The organism is Variovorax sp. J22G73, assembly GCF_030317035.1.
GTDB lineage: Bacteria > Pseudomonadota > Gammaproteobacteria > Burkholderiales > Burkholderiaceae_C > Variovorax.
In genome coordinates this window covers 223,160-236,195 of sequence record NZ_JASZYK010000003.1, presented here as the reverse complement: position 1 = coordinate 236,195, position 13,036 = coordinate 223,160, and the positions used below count along the sequence as shown (strand labels likewise).

The window sequence follows — 13,036 nt, the reverse complement described above, 5'->3', positions numbered from 1 at the left end:
GGGACCTTGCAACGCCCGAAGCAAGGGCCGAAGCCGGCGGCTCAAGACAGCACGACCGGCCGCTCGACCCCGACCGTGCGCTCCAGCGGCAGCCACAGCACCAGCCGCGTGCCCGCGTTGCCCGACTCCCAGCTCACGTGCCCGCCGATGGCCAGCGCGCGGCGCTGCTGGTTGCGCAGCCCGCGGCCGCCGCGCTGCAGCGCTTCTTGAAGCACGAAGCCCGCGCCGTTGTCCTCGATCATCACGCACACGCCCTGCCCGCCCGTCGCGGTGCTGAAGCGGATCGTGGTGGCGCGCGTGTGGCGCAGCACATTGGCCACGCACTCCTGCATGATCCGCAGGATGTGCAGCGCGCTGCCCGGGTCCAGCCAGGGCAGCGCGGGCACGGGCTGCACTTCCCACTGCAGCGCGATGCCGGCGCTTTCGATGCGCGGCGCCAACCGGAAGCGCAGCGTTGCCAGCAGCAGGAGCAGGTCGGCGTCCACGCTCTCCATGGAGTCGATGGCCAGCTTCAGGTCTTCCATGCAGCCCTTGAGCACATTGGAAATCGCGGCGTCGTTCATGATGCCGCGCTCCACCGAGCGGATGGCGCCGATCAGCGACGAGCCCAGGCCGTCGTGCATGTCCTGCATGAGCCGCCGGCGCTCGGCGTTGAGCATCTGCTGGTTCTCGATCACGCGCAGCCGCTGGTAGCTTTGCTCCAGCTCGGCCTCGCGCGCCCGCAGGCGCTCGGCCAGGCCTTGGTTCAGTCGGCCCACTTCGGCGAAGGCGCCCGTGTAGCGCTGGAACATGATGTACGAGAACACGAAGAACAAGCCGATGATCGCGTAGGGCGAGGTGTACACGCTCTCGGGGCTCACCAGGTTGTTCTGCAGCAGCCCGTCGTACGAGGTGAACGTGACGGCGAACACGGTCCACCCCGCCACCAGCCGGCCCGCCGGCAGCTGCGCGCGCAAGGCCTTGCGCAGGTTCACCGCGAAGATCAGCACCGCCACGGGCAGCACCGCCAGGTTGAGCAGCGGCGTGATCAGGTAGAGGCTGGCAATCGATGCCGACACATGCGGCAGCGTTGCAACGCTGCACAGCGTTGCCAAACCCACCGACGAGCGCGTGAGCCACGGCGAAGGCTGCTGGTGCAGCCGCTCGAGAAACAGGTGGATGAGCACGATGAGCCACAGCAGCGCCGACACGGTGAGCCACTCGAACCACTCGTCGGACACCGGCAGGTAATCGCCGCTCACGTAGTAGTGCAGCATGCGCACGAAAGCCAGCGCCGAGATGGCCGCGAACAGCAGGTAGAGCGACTCGCGCCGCTTGCCCAGCCACACCGCGAAAGCGAAGGCACCCACCGCCAGGAACGCGGCGCTGCCCATGAACGGCAGCTGCACCTGCAGCATCTGGCGCACCTGGTAGCGCCAGGCCAATGCGCCCTGCTCGCCCACCCACACGCTGGAAAAGCCGCTGCCGCTGCTGCGCAGCCGGTTCACGCGAATGAGCACCGAGGTGGGCGACAGCGTGTTCGCCGTCGCGTTCAGCGGCAGCAGCAGCGGCTGGTTGTAGCCGTTGTGCACCGGGCTGCCGTGCGACTGGTAGAGCAGCACGCCGTCGCCGTACACCGCGATGTGCCCCAGCGTTTTCCAGCGCGGCAGGTACAGGAAGCGCGGCTGCGTGGAGGGCGCGAGCGCATCGACGTCGAGCCGGTACCAGTCGGTGAGGGTGCTCACGCCGCCCGACGGTGTGGGCACCAGCTCGCGCCCGGCCGTATACGGCAGGCCGACCTTCTGCCAGCCCTCGGTCGGCAACGCGGCGTCTTCGATGCTCGGCGGCGGCGCCGAATAGCCGGTGCCGGCCACGGAGAGCAGCTCGGCCTCGGTGATGTGCAGCGTGCTTTCTTGCTGCGGTGCCGCATCGGTGGTGGTCGGCTCGCCCGCTTGCACGCTGGGCAACAAGGCCAGGAACGACAGCAGCCACAGCGTGGCGGCGACGCGCCTGGCGCTCATGTCTTCGGCAGTGCCGATGCGGCCTCGTCACCAGGCGCAAGACCGCACGCCACCACGAGACGGAGGGGGCGGGCGCCGAGGGCGGAGGGGTTCGGTTTCATCGAGACACAATTATGTCTCGGGCACCCCGTGGCGGCCAGATCGCCATCGCGACACCGCATCCCACTGCATTGACACGGCACCGACACGACATCGGCGCAACCTCGATGCTGCTTGCAAGATGAGCAAGACGGGCAACGCGCTACCCCGAAAACACGCCTCAAAAACACCCGCGCCGCTCCCGCGCGCTATCGCCGGAATTAAGTGCTTCTATTCGCCCCGCGGCGGCTTCTGGCAGAGAATTTGCGCTCCCCTCGCAGCAAAAACAGGAGTTCCACATGAGCAGTGAAAAGACCGAAGCCAAGTGTCCCTTCAGCCAGGCCGCAGGCGCCGGCACCACCAACCGCGATTGGTGGCCGCAACAGTTGCGCGTCGACCTGCTGCACCAGCACTCCACCAAGTCCGACCCCATGGACAAGGACTTCGACTACGCCGCCGCCTTCAAGAGCCTGGACCTCGCCGCGGTCAAGAAAGACCTCGCTGCGTTGATGACCGACTCGCAAGACTGGTGGCCGGCGGACTTCGGCCATTACGGCCCGCTGTTCATCCGCATGGCATGGCACAGCGCGGGCACCTACCGCATCGGCGACGGCCGCGGCGGTGCCGGCCGCGGCCAGCAGCGCTTCGCGCCACTGAACAGCTGGCCCGACAACGTGAGCCTGGACAAGGCGCGCCGCCTGCTGTGGCCCATCAAGCAGAAGTACGGCCGCAACATCTCCTGGGCCGACCTGTTGATTCTCACGGGCAACGTGGCGCTGGAGACCATGGGCTTCAAGACCTTCGGCTTCGCGGGCGGACGTGCCGACGTGTGGGAACCCGACCAGGACGTGTACTGGGGCCGTGAGAAGACCTGGCTCGGCGGCGACGTGCGTTACGCGCAAGGCTCGCCGGGCGTCGAGGAAAACCACGCCGTGCTGGTGAAGGACGACGACAGCCAGGTGCCGCACACGCGCGACCTGGAGAACCCGCTGGCCGCCGTGCAGATGGGCCTGATCTACGTGAACCCCGAAGGCCCGGACGGCAAGCCCGACCCGCTGGCCGCGGCACGCGACATTCGCGACACCTTCGCGCGCATGGCCATGGACGACGAGGAAACCGTGGCGCTCATCGCGGGCGGCCACACCTTCGGCAAGACGCACGGCGCGGCACCCGCCTCACACGTGGCGCACGAACCCGAAGCCGCCGGCATCGAAGACCAGGGCATCGGCTGGAAGAACAGCTTCGGCTCCGGCAAGGGCGGCGACACCATCACCAGCGGCCTCGAAGTGACGTGGACCACCACGCCCACGCAATGGAGCAACAACTTCTTCGAGAACCTCTTCAACTTCGAATGGGAGCTCACCAAGAGCCCCGCCGGCGCGCACCAGTGGGTGGCCAAGGGCGGCGCCGGTGCGGGCACCATTCCCGACGCGCACGATCCGTCGAAGCGCCACGCGCCGACCATGCTCACGACCGACCTGTCGCTGCGCATCGATCCGGCCTACGAGAAAATTTCGCGCCGCTTCCTCGAGAACCCCGACCAGTTCGCCGACGCTTTCTCGCGCGCCTGGTTCAAGCTCACGCACCGCGACATGGGTCCGCGCGTGCGCTACCTCGGCCCTGAGGTGCCGGCCGAAGAACTCATCTGGCAAGACCCGATTCCGGCGGTCGACCACGCACTGGTCGATGCGCAGGACGTCGCGGCGCTGGGCAAGAAGGTGCTGGCCTCCGGCATCGCGCCTGCGCAGTTCATTGCCACGGCATGGGCCTCGGCATCGACCTTCCGTGGCTCCGACAAGCGCGGTGGCGCCAACGGCGCACGCATTCGCCTGGCACCGCAAAAGGACTGGGCAGTGAACGAGCCGGCGCAACTGGCCAACGTGCTGCAGGTGCTCGAAGGCATCCGCGGCGAGTTCAACGGCGCGCAGGCCGGCGGCAAGAAGATCTCGCTGGCCGACCTGATCGTGCTGGCCGGTGGCGCCGCCGTGGAACAGGCCGCGCGCAACGCGGGCCGCGAAGTGAAGGTGCCCTTCTCGCCCGGGCGCACCGACGCCTCGCAAGCGCAGACCGACGTGCCCTCGTTCGCGCCGCTGGAGCCGGCCGCGGACGGCTTCCGCAACTACACGCGCGCCCGCTTCAGCGTGCCGGCCGAGGTGCTGCTGATCGACCGCGCGCAACTGCTGACGCTGACCGCGCCCGAGCTGACCGTGCTGGTCGGCGGCTTGCGCGTGCTCGGTGCCAACGTGGGCGGCTCGAAGCACGGCGTGCTCACCGGCAAGCCCGGCGCGCTGAGCAACGACTTCTTCGTCAACCTGCTGGACATGGGCACGGAATGGAAGCCGGCCGCGGGCGGCAACGAGCAGTACGAAGGGCGCGACCGCAAGTCGGGCGCGCTCAAGTGGACCGGCACGCGCGCCGACCTGGTGTTCGGCTCGAACGCGCAACTGCGCGCCATTGCCGAGGTGTACGCCGGTGCCGACGCGCAAGAGAAGTTCGTCGCCGACTTCGTGGCGGCCTGGACCAAGGTGATGAACCTCGACAGGTTCGACCTCGCCTGAGCTTGAGTGAGTGGATGTTCGCCGGGCTGCAGCGCAGCACCCGGCGAACATCACTCGCTCTGCAGTGATCAGCAGGCGCTCAGCAAGACTGCGCCTCCACCACCCGCCGCACCGTTTCCAACGCGCTGCGCAGGTTCTCCAGCCCCACGGAGCCCAGCGCCAGGCGCAGCGCACGCGGCACGTGCGCCGACGTGGCGAACGGCTCGGCCGTGGCCACCGACACGCCTTCGCGCACCAGCGCCGCCGTCACCAGGTCGGCGCGCGTTTCTTCCGGCAGCGGCAGCCACACGAAGTACGACGCCGGATGGCGCACGCATCGCAGCCCGGCGAGCGCATGGGTGGCGATGGCCTGTCGCTGCATCGCGTCCTGCCGCTTCTGCGCCTCCAGCCGCTCCACCGTGCCGTCTTCGAGCCACAGGCAGGCGATGGCCGTCGTCACGCCGGGGGTGCACCACGTCGTGGCGCGTATCGCGCGTTCGAGCTTCGGCACCCAGGCGTCGGGCGCCACCACGAAGCCCACGCGCAACCCGGTCGCCACGCTTTTGGACAGGCCCGACACATACACCGTGGTCTCCGGTGCCAGCGCAGCCAGCGGTGGCGGCGGCCCCTTGCTCGGGTCGTCCGCCAGGAAGGCGTAGGCCGCGTCCTCGATGATGAGCAGCCCATGCCGCCGCGCGATCGCGACCAGCCGGCGGCGCCGGCTTTCGCTCATCACCCAGCCCAGCGGGTTGTGCAGTGTCGGCATCGCGTAGATGGCCTTCACGCGGCGCTTGGCGCACAGCCGCTCCAGCGCGTCGAGGTCGGGGCCCTGGCCCGATGCGGGCACGGGTGCCAGTTCGAGCCGATTCGCCTCGGCGAGCACCTTGAAGCCCGGATAGGTCAGCGCATCGACCGCGACCACGTCGCCCGGTTTCAGCAGCGCCATCGCCGTGATTGCCAGGCCGTGCTGCGCGCCATCCACCAGCAGCACTCGGGGTGGCTGCACCTCGAGCCCACGCGATGCAAGGTGTCGCGCCACGCAGGCGCGCTCGTGCAGGCGCCCGCCGTGGGGCGCGTAGCGCAGCATCGCTTCCAGTTCGCCACCGGCGGCGAGCTGGCGCAAGGCGCCACGCAGCAGGTCGGCCTGGCCGGGGAGCGAGGGGTAGTTGAAGTTCAGGTCGACCAGGCCCGCCGCCACCGCTTGCTGGTCGACGCCCTGGCGCGCGGACAGCGCCGTTTCGCGAACGAAGGTGCCACGGCCGACCTCGCCGCTGACAAGACCCATCGCCTCGAGTTCCGCGTAGACACGCGACGCCGTCACCAGCGCCAAGCCATGGCGCTCGGCCAGGCGGCGGTGCGTGGGCAAACGGGTGCCGGGCGGCAGGCGGCCCTCGCGGATTTCAGCGGCGAGTTGGTCGACGAGTGGCTTGTAGCGGGCTTCAGCCATGGCGAAGTGTATTCATGACAATTTTTTGATTGTATTGATCGATATGCCTACGATGGCGCCACCTATTCCAATGGCCGCCCCACGAACACCATGCACATCGCCATCCTCACCTTCGACGGCTTCAACGAACTCGACTCGCTCATCGCGCTCGGCGTGCTCAACCGCATCAAGAAGCCTGGCTGGCGCGTGACGCTGTGCTGCCCGACGCCGCAGGTCACGTCGATGAACGGCGTGACCGTGCATGCGCAATCGCTGCTTGAAGAAGCGCGCTCGGCCGATGCCGTGGTCGTCGGCAGCGGCGTCAAGACGCGCGAGGTCGTCGCCGACCCCGCGCTGATGGCGCGCCTGTCGCTGGACCCGGCGCGCCAGTTGATCGCAGCCCAATGCTCCGGCACCTTGATCCTGGCCAAGCTCGGCCTCGTGGGCAATGTGCCGGCGTGCACCGACCTCACCACCAAGCCCTGGGTGCAGGAGGCCGGCGTGGAAGTGCTGAACCAGCCCTTCTATGCACAGGGCAACGTCGCGACGGCGGGCGGCTGCTTCGCCGCGCCGTACCTGGCCGCGTGGATCATCGCGCGCACCGAAGGGCTCGAGGCCGCGAGCGCGGCGCTGCATTACGTGGCGCCTGTCGGCGAGAAAGAGCCCTACGTGGCCAATGCCTTGAAGAACATCACGCCGTACCTGCCGAAGTGAGACAACCCGGCTGAACAGCCAACCTATTTGCGTTGCACCACCGGCACGTGCACGTCCCACTTCTGCGAAGGCTTCACCGCCTGCGTGCACACCACTGAAATCACGCGGCGCTCATGCGGCACCGCTTCACCGCCCTTGCCCGTCGAAGACCAGCGGATGGTGTCCCAGCGCGCCTTCAATGGAACAGCGCATCGGGGCACCAGCACCTTGAGGTTCGGCTCGCCGACTTCCCACGCGTTGCCGGCCTTGCCGTTCTCGCGCGCGACGAACTCGCGGGCCGACTCACGTATTTCGTAGAGGCCGTGAATCGCGTCGTTGGAGCGCATGTCTTCGATGCCCGTGGCGCCGACGGCATGCATTGCTGCCACGAGCAACAGGGAAGGCAAAAGGCGATGGAGAGGCATGGGGTTTTCAGGCGATATCAGGCAATACGGCGGCTTGCGTGGGCTACATTGGCGAACGATTTTCCAAGCCAGGAGGGACGTTCGCATGACCCAAGTCTGCATGGTTTTCTTTCGCGCGGGCACTTGCGACCTGGAGGCCGCGGCAGCCTCGCTGCAAGACTACGGCCTCGATGTTTCGCAGGAGCCCGGCCTGCTGTTTGCGAGCACCGAAGGCTCGCAGCCTTTTCGCATCCGCCTGTCGACCGCGCCGCACGTGCAGGCGGAGGCCATAGAGATCGGCACCGGCACACCCGACGAAGCCGCGATGCGCACGCTGGACGCGCGCTTCGAGATTGCCATCGACGACCTCGACGAGGCGCTCGACGAAATCAACACGCTGATCGACGTGCAGTCCGCGCTGCAGGAGGTGTCGAACGGCTACCTGTTCCTGCCGTGGAACGGGCACCTGTCCGCGCCCTGAGCAAACGCCGGCGCTGCGCCGCGCCGACTCACGAAGAAGCAGACGCCTTCACAGGCAGCAAGGCGTCGAGAACGAAACGCGTCGGCCCGCTGGCGCCCCGGTCGCTCACCGCAAGGCCGAGCTGGCGCCACAGCGCCGGGCTCAGCGGTCGCACGGCGATGCGCGGGTCGCGCGCGGGCTCGTGCGATTCCTCGGGCAGCAGCGCCGCGCCGTAGCCCGCGGCGACCAGCGTGCGGATCGCGTCGTTGTAGTTGAGCTCGATGCGCGGCCGGCAATGCACGCCCGCGGCGGAGAACCATTCCGCGGTCAACCGGTAAAGGCGCGTAGACGCGTCGTTCATGATCAACGGGCGCTCGGCCAGCCACTGCGGCGTGAGCCGCCGGGGCGCCTTCCAGTCCGCCGGCAGGAAGGCGACGACGGCCTCGCGCCGCAAGGGCGTGACGTGCACGCCGCGCACCGGCGCCTGCGGCAGCGCCACGACCGCCAGGTCGAGGCTGCCCGCGGCGAGCCGCGCCATGCTGTCGTTGGAGGTCAGCACCTGCACGTTCACGTCGATGCCCGGATGGTTGCGGGCCAGGCGCTCCAGCGCGGGCGGCAACAGGTGCGCGATGGCGCCTGTCGACGCGCCCACCCGCACGCGGCCGGTCTGGCCGGCGAGCTGGCGGCGAACGTCTTCCACGGCGTCGTCCGCGTCGGCCAGCAGCCTGCGGGCGCGCGCGATGAAGCGCTCTCCCAAGGCGGTCGCCTGCGCGGGCCCGCGTCCGCGAACGAGCAGCTGGCCGCCCAGGCGCGACTCGAGTTCCGCAATCTGCACGGTGACGGTCGGCGCCGCAAGGTGAAGGGCGCGCGCGGCATTGGCCAGGGAGCCGAGATCGGCAATGGCGACAAGGGTGCGCAGATGGTCGAGGCTGAGTTCACGCATGGCGCTAATTTAACTTTTCTTAATCCGGGCTTGCATATATTTAGCTGGAGCCATCGAGGCCACGTGCCTACCATCGCGCTCCATGGACCTCAACATCTTCATCGACGGCGACCAAGGCACTACCGGCCTCGACCTGCAGAACCGGCTGCGGGGCAGCGACTTTCGCATTCGCACCTTGCCCACCCACCTGCGCAAGGACGCGGCCGCGCGGCGCGACGCGCTCAACGCGAGCGACATCGCCATCCTCTGCCTGCCCGACGCCGCCGCGCGCGACGCGGTGGCCATGATCGAGAACCCCGCGGTGCGCGTCATCGACGCCAGCTCGGCGCACCGCACCAGCCCGGGGTGGGTCTACGGCCTGCCGGAGCTCGATGCGCGGCAAGGCGAACGCATTGCCTCGGCATCGCGCGTCACCAACCCGGGCTGCTATCCCACCGCGGCGGTCGCGCTGCTGCGGCCGTTGACGGACGCGGGCCTGCTGCCCGCGGACTACCCGCTGGTCATCCATGCGGTGTCGGGCTATTCGGGCCAGGGCCGCGCCGGTGCGGAGGCGCACGAGGCGGCGGCGGGCGGGCATTCGCTGACGGTCTATGGCCTGGCCCTCGAGCACAAGCACGTGGCGGAAATCGAGGCCTACGCCGGCTTGACGCAGCGGCCCCTGTTCGTGCCGGCCTACGCCAGTTACAGGCAGGGCATCGTGCTGACCATCGGGCTGCACGCGCGGCTGCTTGCCGCGGACGCATCGGGCGCGCGCATCCATGAATGCCTTTCGCATCACTACCGCGACGCGGCGCACGTGCATGTGCTGCCGATGTCGCCCGCCACGCCGCTGACCGAGCTGGACCCGCAAATTCACAACGGCACGAACGACATGAGCCTGGGCGTGGCTTGCAACGAACGCACGGGGCAGATCGTGCTGAGCGCGGTGCTCGACAACCTGGGCAAGGGGGCCGCGGGCGCGGCGGTGCAGAACCTGCGTTTGATGCTCGGCGACACACGGCCCGCGCCGTGAGTTCGAAGCGACGCGGCCGCGTCGCGTTCGCTTGATGCAGGTCAACCGGCGGGCGGCCGGGCCTGCCGATACTGCCGTCTTCCGCAGCAACCCGGTCCAGACAAATGGCGCATCTCGTATGGAAGTCCGAACTCAACACCGGCATCCATGAAATCGATGCTCAGCATCAACGCATCGTCCACTACATCAATGCGCTCGACGATGCACGGCTCGCGAACGACCAGAAAGCCGTCGGCCGGATCATCGAGGAAACGATCGACTACACCGCCTCGCACTTCGCCTTCGAAGAAGCGATGCTCGAGGACGCGGGCTATCCGTTTTCAACGCCGCACCGCAAGGTCCACGAGATCTTCGTGCGCCGCGCCGTGGAATTTCGCGCGCGCTTCGAGCGCGGCGAAGACGTGCTGGCCGAGCTGCACGGCATGCTCTCGCGGTGGTTGTTCAACCACATTCGCCATGAAGACGGTGGCTACGTCGCCACCGTGAAGGCGCACCTGCAAGCAACCGAATCGTCGGCGGAGCGGCTCGTGAAGGCGCAGGTGCGCAAGGAACTGCAGCAGGGCCGCACCGATAACCATGCCAAGCAGGGCTGGCTGAAGCGGCTGTTCGGCGCGGGGGCCTGACCGCGGAGGTCCGCGGGTGCACAGGTGCGCTAGCCGCGGCTGCCGCCGAGCCGCAGCGAAGGCAGCAGGCACAAGGCCGCGCAGGTCGCGCCGGCACCCACGAGAAACGCCGTCGAAATGCCCAGCCACTGCGTCGCGAAGCCGACTACCGGCCCGGTCACGCCCATCGCGATGTCGGCGAAGGCGATGAAGTTGCCGACCGCGCGGCCGCGCTGCTCCGGCGGCACGGCGCGAGTGGCGATGACGCCCATCGCCGGGAACACGAGGGAGAAGCCGAGGCCGCTCAGCGTCGCGCCCAGCACGGCCATGCCCGGCGCGGGAGCGCACCAGATCAGCAGCTGCCCCACGGCCTCGAAGACCAGCGAACCCACCGCCACCTTCGTGGCACCGAAGCGGTCGGGCAGGCCCGAGCCGACCAGCCGCACGAACACGTAGGCGGCACCGAAGCCCAGCAGCGCGGTGCCGGCGTGCGACCAGCCGTGTGCCGCGTAGTTCAGCGTAAAGAAGGCGGCCATCGCGGCATAGGGCACGGTCGCCAGCGCCAGCACCAGGCCCGGTCGCCAGATGAGGCCGAGCACGCGGTGGAACGGCACGCGTTGCCCGCCCGAGGCTGCAACCGCGGGCAGCTTGAGGGCGATGGCCCAGGCCACCATCGGCGTGAGCACCGCGAGCGCGCCCACGCCGGCGAAGCCGTACGCCGACTGCACGACGAGCCCCAGCGATGCGCCCAGCCCGAGGGCGGCGTAGATGGCAATGCCCGTCCACGACATGACCTTGCCGGTGCGCGCAGGGCCCACGCGCGCGATGCCCCAGCTCATGAGGCCGGTGAGGAACAGGCTCTCGCCGAGCCCCGCCACCAGCCGCCCGACGAGCAGCACGGCGAGCTTGGCCACAGGGTCGATGGGCAGCGCGCTGGCCAGCGCATAGGCGATGCCCGAGCAGGCCGTCAGCGGCAGGCCGAGCAGCACGGCGGCGCGCGGCCCGCGCTGGTCGCACAGCGTGCCCGACTGGTGGCGCGTGAGCAAGGTGGCCAGTGCCTGCGCACCGACGACCCAGCCCACGGTGAGCGCACCGAAGCCCAGGTGGTCGCGCACCTCGAGGGCCAGGGCCGCCAAGGGAACGCTGATGGCGAGAAAGCCCAGGAACACCGCGAGCACCACGGGCGCGAGGCCCGCGAAGGCGGAGGTCGTCGAAGGGGTCGTCGCAGGGTTCTGCGCAAAGGCCGTCGCGGAAGAACGAACGGAAACGGAAACGGAATCGGAAACGGGAGATGAATGTGATGTCATGCCACAGGCGCGTCTTGAGTGATCGAGTACTCCCTGCTGGGATCCACTCGACAAAGGACGCGTTGGATGACGGTAACGCCTACGACAGCGCATTGCGCGCTGCGGCGGCGACTATAAACGCGACGCGCGGCGTGCGTCAACCACCGCCGAGGCTCGCCTAATTCGCCTCCCGGACAATGCGGCCCATGCCGTCCCGCCATCGCATCGTTCCCCTCATCGTCGCGTCTCCCCTCTTCCTGCAGAACCTCGACACCTCGGTGATGGCCACCGCCTTGCCGACCATCGCCAACGCGCTCGACGTGAGCGTGCTGCACCTGAACCTCGCGATCACCTCGTACCTGCTGAGCCTGGCCGTGTTCCTGCCCGTGAGCGGCTGGCTGGCCGAGCGCTTCGGCGCCAGACGGGTGTTCTGCGTGGCGGTCGCGTTCTTCTCGCTGGGCTCGACCTTGTGCGGCGCCGCGCAGACGCTGCCGCAGCTGGTGGCGTTCCGCGTGCTGCAGGGGCTGGGCGGCGCCATGATGCTGCCGGTGGGCCGGCTCATCCTGCTGCGCAGCGTGCCTGCGGCGCAGATGGTGTCGGCCATGGTGTGGTTCACGGTGCCGCCTGCGTTCGGCCGGCTGGCCGGGCCGCTGTTCGGCGGAGCCATCGTCACGCTGGCGTCGTGGCGGTGGATTTTTCTGATCAACATTCCCTTCGGCCTGCTGGCGATTGCGGGTGCGCTGCGCTTCATCAACGACACGCCGGAAGACCGCGCGCCCGCGCCCTTCGATGTCGAAGGCTTCGTGCTGCTGGCGGTGGGGCTCACCGCGCTGCTGGGGAGCCTGGAGCTGGTGGGCAAGGCGCTGCTGCCGGTGCCGGCCATCTGGGCGATGGCGGGCTTCGGTGCGCTGGCGTCGCTGGTGTATCACCTGCGCAGCCGCCACAAGGCCAACCCGCTGATCGACCTGGGCATTCTTCGGCACTCGACGTACCGCGCGTCCATCATCGGCGGCACGCCGCTGCGCATTGCGATCGGTGCCTCGCCGTTCCTGATGCCGCTGATGCTGCAGCTGGGCTTCGGGCTGTCGCCGCTGGCCTCGGGCACGCTCACGATGGCCACGGCGCTGGGCTCGCTGGCCACGCGCACGGTGATGGCCAAGGCGATCCGCACGGTCGGCTTCCGCTCGCTGCTGGTGGGCGCCACCTGCCTCACGAGCCTGTGCTACCTGAGCTACGGCTACTTCAAGCCGAGCACGCCGCACCTGCAGATCTTCGTCACGCTGCTGTTCGGCGGGCTGGTGAACTCGATGGCGATGGTGTCGCTGCAAACGCTGGGCTTCTCGCAGATTTCCAAGCCCCGCATGAGCCATGCGGCCACGCTGAACAGCATGGCGCAGCAGCTGTCGCTGAGCCTGGGCGTGACGCTGGGGGCCTCGCTGGTCACGCTGGCGGCGTGGTGGAACGGCAGTGGCGCGGGCCAGCTGACAGCAGCGGATTTTTCGCCGGCCTTCGGCGTGGTGGGCGCGATGACCTTGCTGTCGCTGCTGTCGTTCACCAAGCTCGCGAAGGACGAGGGCGCGGGCTTGCGCTGAAGC

The 13,036-nt window shown here is 68.8% G+C and carries 11 protein-coding genes; 6 read left to right on the top strand and 5 right to left on the bottom strand.

Going from position 1 to position 13,036, the window contains the following annotated elements:
* Positions 1-41 precede the first annotated feature (41 nt).
* Positions 42-2,000 carry a sensor histidine kinase gene (locus QTI51_RS13680; protein WP_286514261.1) on the bottom strand — a complete coding sequence of 653 codons (1,959 nt, stop codon included), beginning with the start codon at positions 1,998-2,000 and terminating at the stop codon, positions 42-44.
* A 377-nt stretch (positions 2,001-2,377) separates the two neighbouring features.
* Here QTI51_RS13680 and katG point away from each other — a divergent pair, with 377 nt between their 5' ends.
* On the top strand, positions 2,378-4,636 hold the full coding sequence (gene katG / locus QTI51_RS13675; RefSeq protein ID WP_286514259.1) for a catalase/peroxidase HPI: 2,259 nt from the start codon (positions 2,378-2,380) through the stop codon (positions 4,634-4,636).
* Between the two features lie 79 nt (positions 4,637-4,715).
* Here katG and QTI51_RS13670 read toward each other — a convergent pair whose 3' ends face one another.
* On the bottom strand, positions 4,716-6,062 hold the full coding sequence (locus QTI51_RS13670; RefSeq protein WP_286514257.1) for an aminotransferase-like domain-containing protein: 1,347 nt from the start codon (positions 6,060-6,062) through the stop codon (positions 4,716-4,718).
* Positions 6,063-6,152: 90 nt separating this feature from the next.
* Here QTI51_RS13670 and QTI51_RS13665 point away from each other — a divergent pair, with 90 nt between their 5' ends.
* Entirely contained in the window at positions 6,153-6,755 is a 603-nt protein-coding gene (locus tag QTI51_RS13665; protein ID WP_286514256.1) for a DJ-1/PfpI family protein, read from the top strand.
* 23 nt (positions 6,756-6,778) lie between these two features.
* Here the strand turns inward: QTI51_RS13665 and QTI51_RS13660 are convergent, their stop codons facing one another.
* On the bottom strand, positions 6,779-7,123 hold the full coding sequence (locus tag QTI51_RS13660; RefSeq protein ID WP_286547617.1) for a hypothetical protein: 345 nt from the start codon (positions 7,121-7,123) through the stop codon (positions 6,779-6,781).
* Between the two features lie 121 nt (positions 7,124-7,244).
* Here QTI51_RS13660 and QTI51_RS13655 point away from each other — a divergent pair, with 121 nt between their 5' ends.
* Positions 7,245-7,619, top strand: coding sequence for a hypothetical protein (locus tag QTI51_RS13655; RefSeq protein ID WP_286514251.1), 375 nt, complete (start codon positions 7,245-7,247; stop codon positions 7,617-7,619).
* A 28-nt stretch (positions 7,620-7,647) separates the two neighbouring features.
* Here QTI51_RS13655 and QTI51_RS13650 read toward each other — a convergent pair whose 3' ends face one another.
* Positions 7,648-8,541 carry a LysR family transcriptional regulator gene (locus QTI51_RS13650; RefSeq protein ID WP_286514249.1) on the bottom strand — a complete coding sequence of 298 codons (894 nt, stop codon included), beginning with the start codon at positions 8,539-8,541 and terminating at the stop codon, positions 7,648-7,650.
* A gap of 82 nt (positions 8,542-8,623) precedes the next feature.
* Between QTI51_RS13650 and argC the strand changes: the two genes are divergently transcribed.
* Positions 8,624-9,553 (top strand): N-acetyl-gamma-glutamyl-phosphate reductase, encoded by a 930-nt coding sequence (gene argC / locus QTI51_RS13645; RefSeq protein ID WP_286514247.1) that lies wholly within the window; start codon positions 8,624-8,626, stop codon positions 9,551-9,553.
* 104 nt (positions 9,554-9,657) lie between these two features.
* A complete protein-coding gene (locus QTI51_RS13640) occupies positions 9,658-10,176 on the top strand; it encodes a bacteriohemerythrin (protein ID WP_286514245.1) in 519 nt (172 codons plus the stop codon).
* Between the two features lie 29 nt (positions 10,177-10,205).
* Here QTI51_RS13640 and QTI51_RS13635 read toward each other — a convergent pair whose 3' ends face one another.
* Positions 10,206-11,462, bottom strand: a complete 1,257-nt coding sequence (locus QTI51_RS13635; protein WP_286514243.1) for an MFS transporter — start codon at positions 11,460-11,462, stop codon at positions 10,206-10,208.
* A 185-nt stretch (positions 11,463-11,647) separates the two neighbouring features.
* Between QTI51_RS13635 and QTI51_RS13630 the strand changes: the two genes are divergently transcribed.
* Entirely contained in the window at positions 11,648-13,033 is a 1,386-nt protein-coding gene (locus QTI51_RS13630; RefSeq protein ID WP_116909941.1) for an MFS transporter, read from the top strand.
* Positions 13,034-13,036 lie beyond the last annotated feature (3 nt).